Here is a 23093-nt window from a genome sequence, read left to right on the forward strand (position 1 = left end):
ATTATTAATTTTCTTTCAATATGTTGTCGTTTAGATTATTTTTTAGTCTTAATTTCTTTTCTTTATTAAATAATTGAATCCAATAAATAGAATAATCGAAATAGTTGAAACAATCCAGCCTAACTTCAAACCAGGGACTTGATAATTCAAAACAACTTGGTGATGACCACTTTTCAAATCGATTGCCATCAGATTATCGACAACTTTATGAATTTTAACTTTTTTACCATCAACGTGTGCATTCCAACCATCATCGTATGGAATACTGAATAGCATTGGTGAAGCTTCTGGGACGTCGATTGTCCCCCGCACCGTATCATGATTCAAATCAGATGTAATCTTCAGTGAATTGTTACGGAACTTGTGCAATGACTGTAAGAAAGCCTTTTGATCCAAGGATTGGAAATACTCAGGATTTAAATCGAGCGACTTATCAGTCACAATTTTTACTTGCACCTTTTTGTTCCGCTTGAAATGACCTAATCGTAAAGTGGCGGCTTTATAAACATTGATTGGCTCCGTATCGACCCGCTTACCATTGACGTAAATTTTAGCTTTATCGTAATTCATCGGCGAAACGTAAAAATACATTGGACCACTGGCACGAGTCACCAATTGATATGTATACATCGTTTTATTTTTAACATTCGTCTGTTGCATGCTGGTCATCAAAGCATTCTTCAGATACTCATAACTATTGCCATTCAAAGATTGCCAAAGTCGATCTTGATTTGCTAAAGCTCGTTTCGAATACATTTGGAATCCATAAACATCTGAATTAACTAAGAATCCCAACGTTGGCGCATTGTAATTTTCCTCGACTTGATAGTGATTGTCCCACTGGCGAACCCGATAATATACACCCAACAAGGCATTGGTCAAATTCGTTCCACCAAAATAACTTATTCGACGGACATTAACACTGTAATAACCTAAATTATGCATCATTTCTAACGTATTCTGATTCAACGTTGAACTGTAAAGACTGACACCATTGATATTGAACAGAATTGGATCATTGTAATTGTTGTATTTTTCCGGAAAAGCTTTATTCAATCCCGACTTGGAAACGATAATTCGATGTCCCAGATGACTTCTATCTTTGACATTCTTCAAAATTGCATCTTCTTTGGCAAACTCTTCTCGATAGACCAACTGATTACCAAAGCCAGCCGTACTCATGACCGAAGTGAAATTAGCAATAACTTCAAACGACATCATCAGAATAACTACAACTAGGAACTTTCGATTCATATGGAAAGCCAACAATATTGCACCCGAAATAATGATACAGACGATACTCAACCAAAAATATCGACCGTCATATTCACGGTTCGGCATACCAAAGCCGAGCTTTTCAATAATTCGTGGCAACAACCATTCCGTCGAATAACCGATACAGACTAGAATTCCCGCCAAACATGTGCTCTTAATGATGGTGCTCATATTTTCAAAGACACCAGCATCAAAAGCTTTGTAAGCAATAAAGATACAGACGAACGTGAAAATGAAACTATTTCGGAACGGAAAACCAGCTGGATTTTGGAACATATGCCACACCGTATTGAAAGTCGTGACAAACATGCTGATAAGTAGCGTCCCCAGCAGCAATGTTGAGTACCACTTATCTTTATTAGAAATCCGGTCACTGAGGAAAAATGCCAGCAATAAAATCAAAATTGTCGAAGTCATGAAAACTGACGGCCCATGCTCAAGTCGTTGGTTGAAAGTATTGCCGCCGATTCCCAATTCCGTCAGTGCTTCTAAGCCAAAGCGAGCTGATGGTAAATAGTTCAACACATTGAAAGAAGTTTTCGCAGTCTTCAACATACCGGCTAACGTTGGTACCAGTACAACTGCCGAACTCATTCCCGCCAGAATTGAGGTAATCAAATAAGTTCTAATCACTCGCCATTTGTTGTGCGCCTGAAAGAGATTATTTTCCAAACCAATATATATGAAGAAACAGACTGAAAAGATACACAACATGTACCCTAAATAATAGTTAAAAATGATTGCTAAAAGAATTGAAAAGAAGTAAAGCACATACTGTTGTTTCTTGATAACTTTCATTACACCGACAGCCACCAACGGTAACATTATCAATGCATCAAGCCACATCAGATCATAAAAATATGATGCCACAAATCCGCAGAAACTATAGGCAATTGTGAACATATAATTTGCGACCGATATTTTCTGAAAATAGGATTTCAAAAAGTACGCCATCGTAACGCCCATGCTCGAAATTTTCAGCATGATGATAATATTTGCGGCAGCTGGAATCCCCTTAGGACTAAATAAAACCAATAACAAATTAAATGGCGATAATAAATAATAACTAATCACTGGGAAGAAGTTGTCTCCCAGTGATTGGCTGAATAAGTAGAGATGAACATTGCCCGTTACCAATTGACGTCTTAACTCGGTCAAGAATGCTAAGTATTGAGTCCCTAGGTCACTGCTAAGAAAATTATTGTTACCAAAAGGAACCAAGCCAACATAGGCAAAGGTAATTGAAATAATAACGAAATTAATAAAAAACGCTCCAAGATAATACAGGATACGACGTTTCGACATAATAATAGAGTCTCCTTAACTAAAGGCTGGGTTTTAGGTTGCCGCCTACAGTTGTCAGTAATTTTTTACCAGCTATGAGGACCGGTCCGAGCCAAAGTGCGGTCTCGAACCTCGGTTTGAAGCCTCACCAAAAACCGGTAAGTCTCCAAACACGCCCTGTGGTGTAAGAGCTAAAGTTCTAACGCCACCTCCACAGCAGGTAAAAATCACTGACAACTTCCGGCTAAGATATATCTTTATCAACATTTAAATTGATATATCTGATTCGAATATTTCAAAAGCTACATAAATAACTAAACTATAATTTAGAATTTCAAGTATATTCTCAATCCATAAAATCATAGTAATTATCTATTTTTGACCATTTGAACTCCCTCAAAGATTCCACCCTTTAGTCTTTTACTAACTACTCAAATCATATGGGATAATGCGGATAAATGCAAAAATGAAGGCGCAAAAAAGGCTTGCTTGCGCAAGCCTGTCATATCTTTTTTCATATATTTTCCTCGGATTATTTTTTTATTGATTTTGTTTTTGAATGTGAGTAATTTTGGTTCTCGTATTTTTGTATTTTCTAATAGTAAATTAGTTCAAGAATTTCTTATCATTGTGATCTTTAATCATTTTAGTGCACGCAGCTGCTAAAACAGATACGCCCGTTAGAACGAGAATTGGATGTTTTTTCATATGTTTCACCTCGTTTTTTTAATAGCCATATTTGACTATGTATACATAATAACCAGATATTATGAAAATGGGGTGCGGAAAGTTTGAATTATTTATGACTTTCCGTCTACAGGGATGAGAATATATACCTGCTATGCGGACCGGCCCGAGCCACAGTTCGGTCTCGGACCTCGGTTTGAAGCCTTACCAAAGTTCGGTAAGTCTCCAAACTCGCCCGGTGGTGTAACGGCTAAAGCCGTAACGCCACTGTCACAGCCGGTATATATTCTCATCCCTTCCGACTCTTCTTTTTCTGACTATTTTATTGACTATATCGATAATACTTATTTAACCAGGTAAAATCTGGACACCTTTTAATTGGTCGCCCATAACCAACATTTTGAATGGACTCGTTCCATTAAAACCATTTCCGCTCACTTCTAAGTTAACTATCCAGCTATCATCAGGATTCTGTTTGGCATCGACAAGTTCGAAGTGAGATTTCTTACCGATATTATCAGTCTGATTCCACTTAGCAATTTCAGCGGGACCATTGTATTCGGTGCCCCAATCGTTCAGTACGGCATCGTTAGTAAATAGGTTAACAAACCCCGTTGAATCAGCGTTATTAGTAGCCTTTATAAAGTTTGTGATTGCCACTGGTAAATTAGTATCCATAATAACCTCCAGAAAATGTAATTTAATATTGACCTTAGTTAAACACTTGCTGAAAATTGATTCAACAAAAAACATTGGAACCTAATTCGCGATTCCAATGTTTTTTTGAAACTATTTATACTTATTCATATTAGTAACAAAATCACTCAACAAAGCTGGATCAATATCCTTATCGGCTTGCAGTCTTTTAACCAACCATTCACCGAGTTGATAATAACTGCCCCGCTCCAACTCAAACTTCTGGTCATAAACATAACGAATAGCATTTTCATACTTATGATGTTGCAACAAATTATCCAAATCCTGATAAACCTTACCTTCCGATTCATTCTGTTGATAAATGGCTTCAGTCTTCTGAGAACCGTGATCATCAATCACAATATCAAAATCCTCAGACGTTTTATTCTGATGCATAATAAGATTACTGTCGTTATCCATAAGTTCATCCTCATTTTTCAAAGTTTTAGAAAATTTCAAAAAAATATTTACTACAAATAATTTCGTCATCTAGATACATTAGTCGGAGGTTGCGAGAAAATTTACCCGCTATGGAGGTGGAGTTAGGACTAAAGTCCTAACTCCACAGGGCGTGTTTGGAGACTTACCGGTCTTTGGTAAGGCTTCAAACCGAGGTTCGAGACCGCACTTTGGCTCGGGCCAGTCCTCATAGCAGGTGAATTTTTCTCGCAACCGGAGACGGCACCCAAACTATAGAGCTAATGCACAAAAAAAGCAGTCAAAAATGGCTGCTTTTTCATTTTATTTTTTTCTATTCAGGGAGTAATTCTATTCTGCTACTTTAGAATCAGCTTTCTCTACAGCGGCACCGGCTAAGGCACTAACATAGTTAACTGGTTTATCAAAGTTTGGTTGGAATAGGAAGTCAACCATTGATAATTCATCTATCGTAACTTTCTTTTGGATAGCTAATGACAATAGGTTAGCTGATTGTGATACATCATACATACTTGTCAAAGCGCCACCTAAAACAACTCTTGTTTCTGGGTCCCAAACGAGATTCATTAAAACAGGTGTTGTTGATAGCATAAATTCAGGGCGATAGTTGTCTTCGAGTGAAACAGTTTCAACATTCTTGCCCAATACTTCAGCATGTTCTTTAGTCAAACCACTAGCAGCATATGTTCTGCCAAACAATTCAACGGCTGAACTTGCTTGTGTCCCCATGTATGCGGCAGTATCTTTTTCGATATTCTTACCTACTAAAATACCTTGGCGAACTGAGTTTGTTGCCAATGGAATATATTGGTTATCATTAGTTGGATTGTAGTGAACTGATGCAGCATCTCCAGCTGAGAATACATCTTCTTTACTTGTATGCATATACTTATCCACAAGCAATGCACCGTTTGGCAAAGTGTCAAATTCATCGGCAAACATCTTTGTGTTAGGACGGAATCCAACGCACATTACGGCAATATCAGCTTCGTAACTGTTCTTGTCAGTTTTAACGATTACACCATTGCCAGTGTCTTCAAATGATTCAACTTTTTCACCCATACCAAGTTTTACACCGTTGTCGATGTAATCTTTTTCTGCAACAGCTGACATATTAGGATCGAAGTTCTTTGCTAAAACGTGTGGTAAAGCATCAATCAAAGTTGTTTCTTTGCCCAAAGTAGCGTAACCTTCAGCCAATTCAGCACCGATATAACCAGCACCAATAACAATGGCACTCTTAATATCAGCAGCTTTTTCTTTCAATTCGTTAGCGTTTGTCCAGTTCTTGCAAAGCATTACGTGACTTGAATCAATACCTGGAATTGGAGGAACGACTGGAGCTGAACCAGTTGTAATTACTAATTTGTCGTATGGTTGTTCAAAAGTTTCGCCATTAACGAGATTTTTAACAGCTAACTTCTTATTATCGAAATCAATATTTGTAACATCGTGTTGCATGTGCATGTGAGCACCCAATTCTGTCAAGGCTTCGGGGCTTGCGTAAAACATTTTGTTAGGATCTGAAACACGGTCACTAACCCATAAAGCAATCCCACATGATAGGAAAGAAAGGTTATCATTACGTTCGAAAACAGAAACTTCCCAATCGGGATGTTCCTTAAGAATGTTCATAGCTGAGAATGTTCCGGCGTGCGTACAACCTACAATACTTACTTTCATAATAAAAACCACCCTTTTTTTAGTAATCTTATAGTTAATATTCTACCATAATTAAAGCGCTTACATAATATTTAAAAAAATATATCAACATTATAAATGTTGAGAATATTAGCCATAATTTTGCTTATTTAATCCTCATTTTACCCCAAAGTGTGTATTATCTCGCATAATGAAGAAAAATTTAGGATACCATTATAATAGAACAATTTACTAAATTTGTTCTATTAAATATAAATAAATATTTTTTCCAGAAATGAATTTAATTGTTTAAACACATGTGTTATATTGTAATCGTGAAAGAGGTACAGATATGATCAAATGCATTCCTTCCTTTTTAACTCTTAATAAGGTTGCGATACACATCCTCATATCGTTAACCTAAAGCTTACTCGCCATTTAGGTGAGAATTGCCCCCCTCAATCAATTCCCACTTAGATACGTTATCCCATTACAAATAATTTACTTTGAATGCTTTCGTTAATTTAATTAACAAATCCCTCTCTATTTGACAAATATGGAAACCTCACAAGCATTCATATCTTTACCCCTGACACTACTGGTAATGTCGCTACACATTCTTGTAGCAAAGACAAGTTCATCCCCCCAAGATGAGCTTGTTTTTTTTTTTGCTTTTTTCTCTTGCCGCTGGAGTATGACAGTAATATTAGTCCGCTATGGGGACCAAGCCGAGCCAAAGTACGGTCTCGAACCTCGATTTTGAACTTCGCACAGTTCGCGAATTTCAAAACTCGCCCCGTGGCGTTAAGGCTTCAGCCTTAACGCCACCTGCACAGCGGACTATATTACTGTCATCCTCCGGCTAGTTTATTTTTGGACTCGGGGATATTCCGGGATTTTATGATCTCTTAATATTCAAAAATCCCAGATTGGTTCCAAAATCATCGTTTCCTAAAATTCCAATTATATATATTTGTTCGACTCAATTTGGGTTTATGTTCGACAAATTTGTAGATATTTAATATCCTTAATAAGGTTGAAATCGCTTAATTTGATTTTCTAAATCAAAAGCCAATATTTTCCATTCAAGATTAACTAAATATGAATACATTTAATTAATAACGATGAATTAGTCGGAAGAGCTGGGAAATATTTGTGTGCCGTGGTAGTGGTATAAGTACGGGAGTTTCTCCCGTACTTATACCACCGGGCGTGTTTGGAGACTTACCGGCCTTTGGTAAGGCTTCAAACCGAGGTTCGAGACCGCTCTTTGGCTCGGGCCGTTCCGCACAGCTTGTAAATATTTCCCAGCTCTGGAGACGGTCTCCTTCAATACCCCACCTTCAAAAAAGCACTCCATATTTATAAAAAATATTTTTTCTATTATGAAATGACATGTTTAAACACATATGGTATATTAGTAACTGTGAAAGGGGTAAAGATATGAACAAAAAAACATTCCTTCTTTTAATTCTTAATGAAGGTTGCGATACATCCTCATATCGTTACCAATAAAGCTTACTCGCATTCTGAAGTGAAGTTGCCCCCTCAATCAGCTTCACTTCCCACCCTCAAATGCGTATCATAAGCATCCCTTTAAAATAATAATTTACTTTGAATGCTTTCATTAATTAGCGAATCCCTCTCTCTATTTGATAAATATGGAAACCTCACAAGCATTCATATCTTACCCCTGACACTACTGGTAATGCCGTTACATATATGGTATAAAACAAGCCTGCCCTCCTCAGACAGACTTGTTTTTTTGTTCGCATAAATATAACCTTCTCCAGTTGTCAGCAATATATTTCAAAATATTTAATCCACTGCAACAACTCCAACCAACTAGTCAAAAGAGCTGAGAGTATTCACCCGCTGTGGGTGTGGCGTTATGGCTTTAGCCATTACACCACCGGGCGTGTTTGGAGACTTACCGGTCTTTGGTAAGGCTTCAAAACCGAGGTTCGAGACCGCCCTTCGGCTCGGACCGGTCCACATAGCAGGTGAAATACTCTCAGCTCTTTTGACGGCACACAAAAAACGTTGATTTCATTTTCATGATTTCAACGTTTTTTTATTAGTGCTTTGATGCACTTGATGTTGCATCTACTTTAACTTCAGGCTTAGCAGCTTCTGGTTCAGCTTTATCTGATGCACCAGTTGTAGCGTCAACTTCCGGCTTTTCTGAAGCACCTGTTGTTGCATCTACCTTGGCATCAGGATCTTTAACTAGTTTTTGACCAGTTTCTTGGAGGTATTGGTCAACGATTGGCTTAACATCAACAGCCCATTCATTAACACCCTTGTAATTGCCTTCTTCATCGTGCATTGCTTTGTAGTAATGCATAACGTGTGTTGTATCATCGCCACCGGGTACAGGCATTGAAACTAAATCAGTCTTGCCTGTTCTTAACGTGTTGATAACTTGCTTAACATGCTTGATAACACGAGCAATCTTTGGATGAACTTTGTCCAACGCATCCCCAACTTGAGCAGGTGTACGTTTGGCTAACATCTTTTCGGTTGGTACGGCATTGTTGTAGTAAATGAATTGATTATTTTCGTCAACATAAGTCAATTCGACTGGAGATGTCTTGAGGAAATAATTCAATTGGTTAACTGTCAATAATCCGCTATCCAACTTGACGTATGTGTCGCCTTCAACAGCATTAACTTTCTTAGCAGCTTGATCCAACCAGTCGTCAGCGTTCATATCAACGCCCTTAACAGTTGTATCAGTACCATTTTTAGCGCTCAAATCTTCTTCTTCATAATCAGTTGTTTGACCAATCATGTTGATAACTTTGGCAAAACGAATGAAGTTTTGAAGAGTCGATTGTAGAAAATCAACGGTTCTTTGATCCTTGAGATCATCGTTTTCGTCAAAGGCACTCTTAACGTCACCCAATAAGAATTCGTTACCAGGCAAAACGATAGCATTGACGCCCGGTGCTTCGAGAATTTGTCTCAAGTGCAATTGAGCACGTGATGAACCTTGAGTATGGTATGAAGCTCCCACAATCATGACAGGTTTGCCATCAAAAGGATGAACTTCATATGAAAGCCATTCGATTACATTCTTCAAAGCAGCAGGTACAGTGTGGTTGTGCTCTGGTGTAGCAATAATTACACCGTCAGCGCCTTTTATTTTTTTACATAAATTTTGAATTACATCACTATTAGTCTGGTCGTCGTCTTGGCTAAACATTGGTACATCGTTAATATCCAATACATCAATGTCAACTAGACCCTCAAAATGCTTGGCGATAAATTTTAGTAATGTTCGGTTGTATGATTGATCAGCAATTGATCCTGCAATACCAACTAGTTTCATGTTATTCCCCCTAATCTTTATCCCATGAAAATTGCTCGGCCTTTTGCTTGTTAACAGCATTGGCGTTGTTCAATTGTTTCGAAATATTAACAAATTGTAAGAAGTCTTTGAATAGACCATCTAATTGTTTAACTTCATTAGCATCTTTTAAGTTTTCATTCTCGTCAAAAGCTTGTAGTGAGTGGCCCAACAAGAATTCTGAACTTGGCATAATGCGAGCTTTCAATTCTGGTGAGTCCAAAATTTGTCTCAACTGCGATTGAGCACGTGATGAACCAAGTGAGCCGTATGAAGCACCTGTAATCATAACTGGCTTGTCAACGAATGGATGGATGCCATACGACAACCAGGCTAATGCACTCGTTAAAGCGGCAGTGATTGAGTGGTCATATTCAGGTGTGGCGATAATTACCCCATCAGCTGCCTCAATTTTGGTAGCAATGTCTTTAGCTGCTTGAGGTACAAATCTGTCAGCACTCTTCTTAAAAATTGGTAAACCTTTAATTTCAACTAATTCAATTTCGGCTTGATTCTGAAAATGTTTTTGCATGTATTGCAACAATTCGCGGTTGGTTGATTTGTTGGAGTTGGATCCAACAATAGCAATAAATTTATTCATATCATTAATCATCCCATTTATATTTTAGTGTCTTGGTCATTGTAAATTTTTTCACGAAAGAAATCAATTACATCAAAGTGAATTTTCCTTGTAGACCACTAGTTTCCACAGCCTGTAAGTCCTTGGTAATGAAAACTGCCTCAATCCCAGGTTGCGCTTCAATCAATGCTTTCCCTTGTTCAATCCCTTGATAGAAACCAATTGTCGACCAAATTTCGCCATCAATCGATTTATCACTAATTATCGTGACACTGGCAAGGTTATTCTTGATTGGATAGCCTGTTTTTGAGTCGAACATATGGTGATATTCGTGACCATCAATAATTAATTTACGTTCATAAATACCTGATGTTCCAATTGATTTAGCGGAAGTTTTGACAGCTCCGAGTGAGACGTCTCTAGGCTTGATTGGATTTTGCACTCCAACCGTCCACAACTCATCGGCATGTTGACTTGGTCCCACTAATAAGACGTTGCCACCTAGGTCAATAATGCCTGTTTTAACGCCACGTTCCAACCATAATTGCTTAATTTGGTCAGCAATGTACCCTTTGGCAATTCCGCCGAGATCGATTTCCATACCTTTATCAAGTAAGAAAACCGTCTGCTTTTCATCGTCCAATTGAATCCGTTCTGGATCGATGATTTTCAAACGTTCCTTGATATCAGCATCACTAGGTCGGTTGGCACCTTTGAAACCAATTTTCCAAAGTTTCACCAATGGTCCAATGGCAACGTTAAAACCAAGGTGTTTACGACTGACTAATACAGCTCGTTTAATCAGGCCATAAGTATCCTCAGGTACTGCTACAGCCTTGATTCCAGCATTGTGATTGATTGACATGACTTCTGATTTATCACGGTTAACAGTCAACTTATCTTCAAAACGTTGAATCAATTCATAGCCAGCATCCAAATCTTTCTCATCAGCAGGTGCAGCCACAGACAAATTTATCACCGTTCCTAAGGCATAGTAGTTCTTATTGATTAGGCTCATCAGGATTTCCTCAATTCATTTAAAAATATTTCATAATCGAAAATTACTTGAATATAAATACATTTGAGCACTATTACATTCAAGTATTACCAATTACCTAGTCGGAAGAGCTGGGAAGTATTCACCAGCAGTGGAAGTGGCATTATTGCTTTAGCAATTACACCACCGGGCTAGTTTGGAGACTCGCGGGTTGTGCGAGGCTTCAAACCGAGGGACGAGACCGAACTTTGGCTCGGCCCGGTCCGCACAGCAGGCGAAATACTTCTCAGCTCTGGAGACGGAAGCAAAAATTATTTTTTTATCGTGAACACTACTCATAATAGTCTTTTATGTCGATTTCGACAAAAGGAACTTGTTCACAAGTTTTATAATTAGAGTTATATTTATCCTATCATTAAGAGGAAATGGAGTGAATGAAATGTTTGATAATTCTAATTTAAAATGGGACGCAACATATGATGTCGTCGTTCTAGGTTTCGGTGGCGCTGGTGCTTCTGCTGCCAGATTTGCGGCTGATAATGGTGCCAAAGTTTTAATCACAGATTCAGCTCCCGAGGGTCATGAAGGTGGTAATACTCGTTACGCCGGACAAGTTATTTCAACTGGTGCTGACCTTGACGATTTGCGTAAATATTACCAAGACTTGGCTTTTCCTTTGTCATACGATAAGGATTTAATGGAAACTTACATCCAAGGTTTATATCGTATTCCTGATTATTTGGAAAATTATCTTGGCGTAAAGCCATTTATCATGAGAGATCATCCCGAATCACCTGTTTCAAAAGCCTTGCACTTTATGGCTCACGAATATCCAGAATTCCGTGGACAAGCTACTCACGATTTAGTTGCTATGCATGAAGGCGTTGCTGACTCTGCACTCTGGAAGAATTTGCGTCAACAAGTCTTAGACCGTGCTGATAAGATTGATGTTTTGTACAGCACACCAGCTGAACACTTGATTCAAGACCCTAATACTAGAGCCGTTGTTGGTGTTCAAATTAAACGTGACGGCAAAGACTTAAATGTCAGAGCTAAAAACGGTGTCGTTATGGCAACTGGTGGTTTTGAAAACAATCCTAAGATGGTTGAAACTTACCTTGGAGAAACAAGCTTGAACCCAATCGGTTCACTTTATAACAAAGGTATCGGTGTCAAAATGGCCAGTGAAGTCGGTGCAAAGCTTTACAACATGGATAACTACGAAGCCTATGGTATTTTCCATGGTTTGACTCCAAAGCCTGCTAAGGGTCAACGTTCACAATTCTTGCCATTCGACTGGCCTGCTTTCCACCAAGGTAGCTTAATCGTTGTCGGCGATGACGGTACACGTTACTTTGATGAAAACGAAATTCACAGACATGGTCACATCAAGGATCATGGCAACTGGAGAATTCCATTGGCTCCACGTCACCCATACGTTGTCTTTGACCAAAAGAAGTATGATGAATTGACTGGCGACAAGAATGCTCCATATCCAGAATTCATGGATTCAGTTGTTAAAGCTGATAATCTTGAAAGCCTTGCTGAAGTTATGAACGTTGATGTTAAGAAATTAACTGACACAATCAAAGACTTCAACCACTTCGCTGATATCAAACGTGACTACGCATACAATCGTGACCCCGAAACTTTGACAGCCTTTGGAGACGGTCCATATTATGCACTTGCCATGGTTCAAGGACTATTGAACACTCAAGGTGGACCCGTTCACAATTCTAAGGCCGAAGTAGTCGACAATGACGATGTCGTTATCCCTCATCTTTATGCCATTGGTGAACTAGGAAGCTTGATGGGCCGTCAATATAACGGTGGTAGTAACTTAGCTGAAAACTTAATTTTTGGTAAAATTGCTGGTGAAAACGCTGCTGAAACTAAGGATGAAATCAAAGTTGACGAACCAAAGGTTGACGCTGAATCATCTGCCAGTGTTCACGAATCAGGCTTAGGTTCTGATGTTGTTGAAGAACACTACGAAACAAAAGATAATCAATATATCGGTAAATCAACTGCTGGTATGGGTAACGAAATCGTTGTCCGTGTCACAGCTGACAGTAAAGACGATATTAAAAACATCGAAGTTTTGAAGCAAAGTGAATCCGATGACTACGGTCTCAAGGCGGTTAAAGAATTGCCTAAGGAAATCGTTGAAAAGAATTCAGTCGATGTTGATACTGTTTCTGGTGCTTCAGCTTCAAGCAAAGCTATTAAAGAAGCCGTTGCTAACGCATTAGCTCAAGTTAAATAAATATTTGTATATTAAAAGCCCTGAATGAACTTATTCAGGGCTTTTTTTGTGTTCCGTGTTCTGCCGTCAAAGGTTGAGAGGGATGGTAGCCTGCTGTGGGACTGGCTCGAGCCAAAGAGCGGTCTCGACCCTCGCTTTTGAGCTTCGCAAAGTACGCGAATCTCAAAAGACGTCCTGTGCTGTAAGGCCGGAAATTCACCGGCCTAACACCACTTTCACTGCTGGCTCCATCCCTCTCAACCTTTGACTCATATATCAATAAACTATTTATTTTATTGGATTAATATTTTAAAATTATAAATTTGAAAAATCCAGCAAATCCCATAATCTTACATTGTTAAAAACGAATCAATATCTCTCAAGAACAGCCATACACAAAATATATGTTACCTATCTCATCAAGTACAAAAATAGCCGGATTTCGTCAGTAATGTAGGCTGCTATGGAGGTGGAGTTATGGCTTTAGCCATTACACCACGGGGCGAGTTTGAAGACTTTCCGATTTATGGAAAGGCTTCAAATCGAGGTTCGAGACCGCACTTCGGCTTGGACCGGTCCCCATAGCGCCTACATTACTGACGAAATCCGGCGGCAAACTTTTAATAAAAATCGTTAGCGCTCTCCACAAATGAAACATTATTTTGAGCAATGCTTCCGTGTCCAGCATCTTTATAAATAATCAATTCACTATTTGCTAATCTTTCGTGTAAATCATACGTATTGGGCTTTGTTGGAACCATAATATCGTCATCGCCATTAACTACTAAAACTGGTTGTTCAATCTTTGATAGATCAGCTGGTCTGTCTTCACCCCATAATTTAATTGCATGCAACTGTCTACGATATGAAGGCCAACTAATTGTCTTATCACGGTCATCTTTACGAATTTTTAGACGTTCGATAAATGCACTGGCACTGCTCTTACCGTTAGCTGTTCTGGTAAAGAACATGTAAGTTTTAACATCCTTGAACGTTACGATTGCCTTTAATAGTTCCCTGTCAGATAGCTTGATGATACTAGAAATTCCTTTACCACCACGAGGACCTGTTCCGGCCAAAATTGCTTTTTCAACGAGTTCTGGCTTTAATTCCATTAGTTCTTGTCCAACCATGCCACCCATTGAGAAGCCTAGAATATCAACCTTTTTCAAACCTAGTGTTTCGATGAAATTGGCAGTATCCTTGGCCATCCCTTGAATAGTGTCTGGAACGCTACCAGTTGATCCACCGACACCCTCATAATCAAAGGTAATAATCCAGTGATTCTTTGCCAAACCGTCGATTATAACTGGATCCCAGTTGTCCAAATTAGCGGATAAATGATTCAGCGCAACAATTGGCACACCGGTTCTTTCGCCCAATTCACGATAAGCATATTCCACACCGTTAGTGGCTAAAATTCGTTTATTTTCTGCTTTAATATAATGCATTTCTGCCATTTGTCGTTCTCCTCAATAATCTCTAAAATTTAATAACAACTTTGCCCTTGGGATGTCCGGTAGCAACATAGTTCAAGGCTTCATTAATATCTGATAATTTAAATTCAGTTGGATCAACCGCCGGTTTGATATTGTTAGTTTCAACAATTTTGGTAATCTTTTTTAATTGTTCGCCATCACTTCTAACAAAAATAAAGCGATAATCTGCATCTAACTTTCTAGCTTGTTTATCAATTGAACTACCAGCAATAGTGAATAAAGTTGTCTTCAAGAATGATAAATGGCGATCCTTGGCAAATTGGCGGTTAGGCCCCATTCTCAATGAAAGTACTCTTCCCTGTGGCTTCAAAATTTGTAGTTCATGGGCAAATTCTTTTTTACTGCCAATCGTATCAATAACGTAATCGACATTCTTTAAATGTTCCCAATAATTATCTTTCCGATAATAGAAATATCGGTCAACACCCATATCTAAAGCCGATTGTTCGGCACGTGCATTACCGCTGACCATAACTTTCAAACCAAGTTCTTTAGCAATTGGGATGGCCATTTGTCCAAATGAACCTGATCCACCAGGAATCATGACACTTTGACCCGCTTGTGCTTGTAATTCTTCAGTCAAACCTTGGTAAGCTGTTAATCCAGTCAAAGGAACAGCGGCACTGTGGACAAAGTCCAAATTCTTAGGTTTCAAAGCTATGGCTCGATAATCAATGGCGACATATTCTGCAAATGCCCCAATTTTTGTTAATGGCAATCGGGAATATATTTCATCACCGATATTAAAGTTATCCACATTTTTACCAACAGACTCAATAACGCCCGATAATTCGTTACCCATCGTTAAAGGTTTGTCATAATCTTGAATCAATTTGACACTACCAGTACCAATCAACATTTCCAAAGGATTGACCGCTGCTACTTTAACCTTAACCAAGACTTCATTTTCATTAGGTGTTGGCATAGAAATATCCTTAACGACTAACTTAAAATTCTTATCGTATTTCATCAATTGAGCTGCTTGCATTTAAAAGTCTCCTCTTAATCCCATTAAGTAACTTTATTTGTATTTTGTAACTGGAGTCAGTTTAGCTTCTTTGGTTACAAAAGTCAATTAAAGTTACTTACAATAATTTTGTGTTAAAATAAATTCATAATAAAAGACCGAAATAAACTAACCGATTGCTTTTGTTAATATTAAATAAATTAATCGGAAGAGCTACTCAGCCTTATAATCATAATTTAAAAAGGAGTCTTTCTTGATCATGGCTCAAAAAACTCGAGATAAAATTCTCACGACTGCCGAAAAGCTAATCATGCAAACAGGCAACACTGATGTAACTTTGGACCAAATTTCTGCTGAGTTGGGGCTTTCCCATGCAGCTTTATATAAACATTTCCGCAATAAACAGGCACTCTGGGAAGCTGTTGCTTCGGCTTGGTTTAACCGTGAAATTATCCAACAAATCAATATCTCCAATGCTGAATCTTCCAAAGAACAGCTCCACGACTGGCTCTGGGCTTTTGTTAACGCTAAAAAGAATACTTTCAACCACAATCCGCGGATGTTTGCTCTGAACACTGAATATATCGACAACAATCCCGTAGCGCTGCATAATGTACTTATCAGTGCTTATCAACAAATGAATTCAATTATGGATTATCCAGCTAACGACTATGAAAAGTCAGAGATGATTCTGGCCGCATTTTCAATCTTCACATTACCTAATTTTAGGGAAACCTGGAACGATCCAAATTACGATAAACGTTTTGAAATGTTATGGAACCTGATCAAAGCAGGTCTCTAAACGAAAGGATGTATCAAAATGGATAGCAACACCCGAATTGCGAATACATTTGCCAGAATGCTCCGTGGCGAAAAAATTTACACGCAGAAGAATATGGTTCAATACAATTGTGGAAAACGTTCCGTTGAACGAGATATGGCAATAATTCACCAAATTATTAAACCCTCTGATTACTTTGATTTTCATCACGATACAAAAGATAATATTTATTATCTAACCCAAAACGATTTTTTTAATTTCGAAGAAACACTCACAATTATGAAAGTTTTAATTGGTAGTCGAGCTTTTGGAAAAAAAGAATTAAATGAAATATCCAATAGTCTTTCTGCGCTTATTTCTGATAACCACAAAAAAGAAATTAATGACATGATGACAGCATTAAAAACTGGTGGCTATCTACCTGTCAATCAAGATAACGATCTTGTGAAACGCGTTAAAAAATTTCATAACATTATTAGAAAAAAGAAAGCAATTTCTTTCACCTATCGCGACAGCAATCCTGCCGGTCATTCTAATAAAACCAGAGTTGGCTTACCGCTCAGTTTATATTTTTCCGGCAACTACTTTTACGTTATTATGTATCGGCTAAATTCGGACAAGATAAAAGATATCGACGATGGTATAACTTACGTATATCGGCTGGATAGATTCTTAGATGTTACAGTTAAACGGAAAACATTCGAGGTACCTCGGGGTAAGTATGAGGATGAGGAATCAATCCGTAATAAATCCTATCGTTTAAATAGTGGTAGCGCCATCTCTTACGAATTTAATTATCGTGGCTACTACCCTGCAGCTTTAGATCAGTTGCCTAATTCCAAAATCAAGCGTACCGAATCTGGCAAAATTTTTAAAAATCCTGACGGCAGTGTTGTTGTTTATGGAAATATGTTTTTCAACGGAGCCAAGATGTGGGTCTTAGGTCAAGGCAATCTGGTTACAGTTAAATCTCCACAGAGTTTGATTGCGGCAGTTAAAAAAGAACTTCAAGAAACTTTAGATGGTTATTAATTTTTTCAATACAAAAGGACGGTCAAATTGACCGCCCTTTTTGTGTACTATTTATTCCTCTTTACGTTTAAACCCAAACCAGCCAATAATTCCTAACATTATTGTACCTAACCATGCTAGATTATTAGTCTTGTCACTTGTTTGAGGTAACTTCATACCCGTTGAAGTTGTTGATGCTTTAACTTTATTAATTGCATTGCTTTGATTCAGAAGTGTCCGTGATATTGGATTTTCTGTATTCAAAGTTTGGTTATAATTATATTTTTCATCAGGCCGCGCATGACTATTGTCTTGAGAAACAGTCTGTGTTGAATTCTGTTCAATGTTGATAACTCCTGAAGTATCGGAACTGGAGTCACTGTTTGAGGATGAATTATCCTTAGAATTACCTGAGCTATCAGAATTATCTGAAGGCTCACCCGGTGTAGATGGTTCTGTTGGTATAGTTGGAACAACGGGCTCAGTTGGTTCTGTCGGATCAACAGGTTCAACTGGATTTGCGGGCTCAGTTGGCTCGGTTTGACTACCATCATCTGAACCAGTACCCGGATTACTTGGTTCAACTGGAGTTGATGGATTGTCTGGTTCACTTGGTGTAGAAGGCTTATCCGGTTCACTTGGCTTTGTTGGTGTCGTTGGTTCACCAGAATCAGGATTACCAGAATCTCCACCCGTGCTTGGTTTCTTCTTAGTATAAATTACATAATCATTAGTGGTAATTGTGTCATCACTTACAGTCGCATCAACCTGAGTTGGTTCAAATGAATCGTATCCATCAACTGCAGGGACATCAACTTTTACATCCGTACCGACTTGACCAGTAACTCCCTTTACAACGGGATTAGTAGTCAAATTACTTGGAATCGTTACATCAGCTGTGACCATTTTCTTGGTGAGGATAAGTTCTATTTTTCTGCTTCCATACCAACCAGTATCAGAGCCACTTGAAATCATCGAAATTTCGATTGTGACATCTTTTCCACGATAATCTTCCGGAAGAGTTAATTTATCACCAATTGGATCATAATTCAATTCAGTGCCGTTAAATGAAAATTTCAGTCCAGCTAATTTATTAGATGTTAAAGTCAATTTTCCAGCAATATTCTTCCTGATATCCAAAGCCTGTGTATAAGTAGCATCAGCCTTTATCTGTAATCCACTTTGATTAGAAAACGCTCCATCACCAATGGTACCAATATCTCCCGTACCATTAACAATTTGTAAATTATTGCCTTTGAAAGCATCGTTACCGACAGTATCAAGATGACCATTAAAATCTACTTCGGTCAAACTATTACCTTCAAAAGAATTGGCTCCAATATGAGTAACACTTGCAGGAACATCTAATACACCAGCTAATTTGTTATTTTTAAATGAAGATGTACCAATAGTAATGGCTTTGGAATTGATGGTTAATCCAGTGAGACTATTATTAATAAAAGAGTCATCGCCGATATACCTTATATTATCAGGCAAAACTAAATTTTCTTGTAAATTATTATCCTTGAACACACCCGTGCTAATACCTGTTAACGAATTACTTAATTTAACGTTAGTGATTTTATTATTATTAAAGGCATAGTCACCAAGCTGGCTTAATGTATCAGGCAATGCTACATCACCAGTAATTTCGTTATTTTCAAAAGCTCCAGTACTTATACTTTCTAATTTTTTACCCAATTTTAAATTTGTTATTTTATTATCAGTAAAAGCATGATCACCAATCTGTGTCACCTCATCAGGTATCGTCACATCACCAGTAATCTCATTATTTTCAAAAGCTCCAGTACTTATACTTTCTAATTTTTTACCTAACTTTAAATCTGTTATTTTATTATTATTAAAAGCATTGTCACCAATTTGTGTCACTCCATCAGGTATCGTCACATTACCAGTGATTTCATTATTTTCAAAAACACTAGTATTGAGCGAAGTTAATCCTTGGCTCAACTTTAAACTAGTAATTTTATTATTGTAAAAAGCGTGGTCACCCATCTGTGATATCTGATCAGGTAACGTGACATTGCCAGTAATTTTGTTATTTTCAAAAACTCCAGTATTGAGTACGGTTATATTATTATTCAATTTCAGACCGGTAATTTTATTGTTGGCAAAGGCATGGTCACCCATTTGTGATATCTGGTTTGGTAAAACAAGATTACCGGTAATTTCGTTATTCTCGAAAACCCCAGTATTAAGTACTGTCAACTTATCATTAAAGTTAACTCCTGTGATTTTGTTATTAGTAAAGGCGTGATCACCTAATCCTGTTAAGCTCTCAGGTAATGTTATAACCCCACCAATTTGATTATTTTCAAAAGCTGAAGTATTAATGGTTTGAAGATTTTTGCCCAAGGTTAATTCGGTTATCTTATTATTTTCAAAAGCGTATTCCGCAATATCATCAGTTTTATCAGGAATAACTAATTTATCAATATCATTATCTTTAAAAGCAGAATCATTAATTTGCGCAACTTGATTCAAATCAACGTCAGTCAATTTGTTATCCTCAAACGCATTATTACCAATCGACCAAATACCATTTGGAAAACTAACTGAGGTCAACTTGTTCCCTTTAAAAGCGCCCTGTGAAATCCACTGTAAATTATTACCCAGAGTAACCGAAGTCAAACCGTCCACGATCGACAAGTTATCATTGCTACTATCATCATTGTTAAAAGCATTATCACCAATTGCGATAACTGGTTGCCCATTGTAAGTATCCGGAATCGTAATATCCGTTGAATACTTGGGAGCAACTCCACCATTAGCAGCCTTTTGAGCCGCACCGGTATATCCAGTTACAGTGTAATAGCCATTGGCATCCTTGCTAAAACTGAAATCAGATGTTTCGTCAGTATCCTCTTGAACTTTGTTATCTGCTATATCAATTGATTTATCAGTATCATCAGTCTTCGTGACATCCAAAGTTGAATCCTCTTCTTGAGAACCCTTACCCATTGTGGTATCAGAATCATCTCCAGATCCTTCATCCCCAATATCTGACTCTGTATCCTGAATATCTGAATTACCACCAACAGTATTTCCAGCTTGAGTACCAGATGCACTTTCATCCTCAGTCTTTGACTCGACAGAATCACCAGTTTGTTTACCAACGCTAGAAGAATCATCGGAATCACCTGAAGTACTATCACTTTCAGAATCATCCTCGACGACTTCTTTATCTGGATCATCTGCAACAACGACGGCTTTATTACCTGAGCCAGATGTTGGATCCGCTTTAACATTGGTTTCCGCCATCATACCAGCACTCAAACCGACTAACGTGGCGCTGGCTACCAATAAATCGCGTTCAATTTTACGTGTATTTACCAATTAAAAAATACCAATCACCCGCATATTCACAGATGTCCTTTCGTTAATATAAATTAATTTATACAAGACGATATTAATCTTAACATAATTACTTAAAATCACTTTATAAAAAGGTATCTTTATAAATATGACTAAATTGTGTCAATCTGTGTCAATCATTCATAAAGGAAACTATTTTTATTTAAACTTATGACAAATTCTACTTTGATGATTCACGTCATACGAAAAATCATCAAATATATTTTACCTACTGGACTAAGTATAAAGCTACTTCAACTTCTAGTTAAACCCCTAGAGGACACAAAAAAAGAGAAACGCTACGCGTTTCTCCTGGGAGTTTGTATCATATTTCATTATCTAAAATGTATCTATAATCATTAGCAAGTACATTATAACAGCATTGCCAAACTATTTCATGTATTCGAACTGTATTTCCTAAAAATCAACTAAATTTAGATAATCTATTATTTGATAAATGCAACAATAAATTATAAGTCACTCTGATGCCTATATTTTGATGATATTAAGTCTATTTTGAATCAAAGTTTTTCGAATAAAAAGTTGAAAACCTTTTATTTGAAAAAAGTTCCTTACGTATTACAATATAAAACACGAAGGAGAAACATATAATGGCAAAGCTTACTATTAAAGTTTCTGAGTACGAAAATGAGTGGTTACAATATATGGCTAAATTTTACGGAATAAGTACTTCTGATTTGTTAAAAAAATACTCAATGGCACAACTAGAGAATGACTATGATCAGCAAACCGCTGACTTAGCCCACAAGCGTTGGATTAAAGACGACAAAAAGACTGTTTCCATGGAAGATATAATCGATGAATTTGATGGTCTTTCGTAAGTTATAAACTTTGATTCAAACACGATTGATAAATATCATGTCCAATCAATGATTCACTGGCTATTTCATAATATCAATAGTATTGATGAACTTAAACCAATTAGCTATCCACTTGTGGACGGCTTTTTGCTCGAATTTTAGAGCTAGTGATTATCCAATTATCATTTCAAAAAATAAAAAAACTAATCCTATAAATAATAGAATTAGGTAAATTTAAAATAATTAAATTTTTGAGAGTCTTTTTACTACGGATGAAATCTTCGGATTGTTTAGAATTTCATTTGTATTTTTTTTAATCTCATCTTTATCATTAAATAATTTCTTTGCAAAATCTTCTTTTGATGTAGACTTAATCAAGTCATTTTTAGATAGTGGCTGTTTTAAATTATATGCAGGCATTTTCATTATAAAGACCTCTTTCGTATTAATGTAATATGTTATCAGTATTTTTAAATACAAGTGATTGCGAATAATCAAAATGACCATTTTCTAAAGTATTCGCCATATGGTCATAGTTAAGTGTAATGTGCTTACTAATAAACTTTTCAATATACTTTATATTTATTTCATTATTGGCGGCCCCTAAAGAAATATCATACATTAAATTAGCATCGGTCACGTCAAAATTATAAAAGCTTCCTACTATCAGGTACAATGCTGACAACATTGCAGTACGCTTGTTACCATTATTGAAAAACTGATTAGTTGCTATTTTATACCATAATGCCGCAGCCTTGTCAGTCACCGTCGGATAAGGTTCATAAGATCCAAAGCCACCATAAATTGAGTTATTAACCCTATCCAATCCTTTTTCATCCTTAATTCCATAAAAACTTTCTTCTCTAAACATTTTTTCAGATTGCTCATTTATTATTCGAAATGTATCAATAGAAAGTTTTAAAGGCATTATCTTAATATAGAATTGTCCAACAAGTTCTTTATTAACAAAAGCATCCAAAGAATAGGCCATATCATTTTGAGAAATTCTTCTCATTTGTAAATACTGTTGTTCCTTGGGAACTCCACTTAAATTGTCTTTAGCGAAAAGCCGTTTAAATTGATTTATTTGCTTTTTAGAATTACCAGGACAAATCAAAAAACCGTCAAACTTATCAGTATTAATCAACTCTCTATCATCTCCAATGCTAGTTCATAGTATTTGCTTTATTTGGGTTAGTAATCCTAACAATTCTAAAACAATTCATTAGATACTCAGAATGATAACACAAAAAGTCTTTGCTCCATACAATAATGTAATGAATAATCGAGTCAAAGCATGATTTATTGTGTACAAAAAACTCCTCCCTCAACCGAGATCCATTGCTGGACAAAACATCAAATGAGCAAGGAGAAATATAATTGACTAATGCTTGTTGAGTGTTATTGCAATAACACCCAGAGTGAAACTCTATCAATTAATAAC

Annotated in this window: 16 protein-coding genes; 4 read left to right on the forward strand and 12 right to left on the reverse strand. The window is 37.1% G+C overall.

Features of this window, described 5'->3' with window-relative positions:
- Positions 1–48: 48 nt before the first annotated feature.
- From JP39_RS09135 to JP39_RS09170, 7 genes are all read right to left on the reverse strand, one after another.
- Positions 49–2580: a YfhO family protein gene (locus JP39_RS09135; RefSeq protein WP_041501512.1), complete on the reverse strand. Its 2532-nt coding sequence runs from the start codon at positions 2578–2580 to the stop codon at positions 49–51.
- Between the two features lie 1014 nt (positions 2581–3594).
- Positions 3595–3924 carry a Cif family virulence factor gene (locus tag JP39_RS09140; RefSeq protein ID WP_041501511.1) on the reverse strand — a complete coding sequence of 110 codons (330 nt, stop codon included), beginning with the start codon at positions 3922–3924 and terminating at the stop codon, positions 3595–3597.
- 111 nt (positions 3925–4035) lie between these two features.
- Positions 4036–4401, reverse strand: a complete 366-nt coding sequence (locus tag JP39_RS09145) for a hypothetical protein (RefSeq protein ID WP_169751881.1) — start codon at positions 4399–4401, stop codon at positions 4036–4038.
- A 309-nt stretch (positions 4402–4710) separates the two neighbouring features.
- A complete protein-coding gene (locus JP39_RS09150) occupies positions 4711–6063 on the reverse strand; it encodes an FAD-dependent oxidoreductase (RefSeq protein WP_041501509.1) in 1353 nt (450 codons plus the stop codon).
- A 2035-nt stretch (positions 6064–8098) separates the two neighbouring features.
- Complete coding sequence (locus JP39_RS09160) at positions 8099–9355, reverse strand: NAD(P)H-dependent oxidoreductase (RefSeq protein ID WP_041501507.1); 1257 nt, start codon at positions 9353–9355, stop codon at positions 8099–8101.
- 10 nt (positions 9356–9365) lie between these two features.
- Positions 9366–9974: an NADPH-dependent FMN reductase gene (locus JP39_RS09165; protein WP_041501506.1), complete on the reverse strand. Its 609-nt coding sequence runs from the start codon at positions 9972–9974 to the stop codon at positions 9366–9368.
- A 67-nt stretch (positions 9975–10041) separates the two neighbouring features.
- Positions 10042–10971, reverse strand: a complete 930-nt coding sequence (locus JP39_RS09170; protein WP_041501505.1) for an FAD:protein FMN transferase — start codon at positions 10969–10971, stop codon at positions 10042–10044.
- 418 nt (positions 10972–11389) lie between these two features.
- Between JP39_RS09170 and JP39_RS09175 the strand changes: the two genes are divergently transcribed.
- Positions 11390–13216, forward strand: a complete 1827-nt coding sequence (locus tag JP39_RS09175) for an FAD-binding protein (protein ID WP_041501526.1) — start codon at positions 11390–11392, stop codon at positions 13214–13216.
- A 599-nt stretch (positions 13217–13815) separates the two neighbouring features.
- Here the strand turns inward: JP39_RS09175 and JP39_RS09180 are convergent.
- Positions 13816–14655 (reverse strand): alpha/beta fold hydrolase, encoded by an 840-nt coding sequence (locus JP39_RS09180; RefSeq protein WP_245626326.1) that lies wholly within the window; start codon positions 14653–14655, stop codon positions 13816–13818.
- Between the two features lie 22 nt (positions 14656–14677).
- Positions 14678–15682 carry an NADP-dependent oxidoreductase gene (locus JP39_RS09185; RefSeq protein ID WP_041501504.1) on the reverse strand — a complete coding sequence of 335 codons (1005 nt, stop codon included), beginning with the start codon at positions 15680–15682 and terminating at the stop codon, positions 14678–14680.
- 238 nt (positions 15683–15920) lie between these two features.
- Here JP39_RS09185 and JP39_RS09190 point away from each other — a divergent pair, with 238 nt between their 5' ends.
- On the forward strand, positions 15921–16463 hold the full coding sequence (locus JP39_RS09190) for a TetR/AcrR family transcriptional regulator (protein ID WP_041501503.1): 543 nt from the start codon (positions 15921–15923) through the stop codon (positions 16461–16463).
- Between the two features lie 18 nt (positions 16464–16481).
- Entirely contained in the window at positions 16482–17474 is a 993-nt protein-coding gene (locus JP39_RS09195; protein ID WP_041501502.1) for a WYL domain-containing protein, read from the forward strand.
- Positions 17475–17525: 51 nt separating this feature from the next.
- Here JP39_RS09195 and JP39_RS09200 read toward each other — a convergent pair whose 3' ends face one another.
- The gene (locus JP39_RS09200) at positions 17526–20810 is read right to left on the reverse strand and encodes a leucine-rich repeat protein (protein WP_041501501.1); all 3285 of its coding nucleotides are present in this window, start codon (positions 20808–20810) and stop codon (positions 17526–17528) included.
- Positions 20811–21439: 629 nt separating this feature from the next.
- On the opposite strand from JP39_RS09200, the gene relB reads away from it, so the two are divergent.
- A complete protein-coding gene (gene relB, locus JP39_RS09205; protein ID WP_041501500.1) occupies positions 21440–21670 on the forward strand; it encodes a type II toxin-antitoxin system RelB family antitoxin in 231 nt (76 codons plus the stop codon).
- A gap of 222 nt (positions 21671–21892) precedes the next feature.
- Here relB and JP39_RS09210 read toward each other — a convergent pair whose 3' ends face one another.
- Positions 21893–22075: a hypothetical protein gene (locus JP39_RS09210; RefSeq protein WP_041501499.1), complete on the reverse strand. Its 183-nt coding sequence runs from the start codon at positions 22073–22075 to the stop codon at positions 21893–21895.
- Positions 22076–22094: 19 nt separating this feature from the next.
- Entirely contained in the window at positions 22095–22796 is a 702-nt protein-coding gene (locus JP39_RS09215; protein WP_048699352.1) for a type II toxin-antitoxin system death-on-curing family toxin, read from the reverse strand.
- Between the last annotated feature and the right edge of the window lie 297 nt (positions 22797–23093).

The organism is Companilactobacillus heilongjiangensis (assembly GCF_000831645.3).
In the GTDB taxonomy this organism is placed as follows: domain Bacteria; phylum Bacillota; class Bacilli; order Lactobacillales; family Lactobacillaceae; genus Companilactobacillus; species Companilactobacillus heilongjiangensis.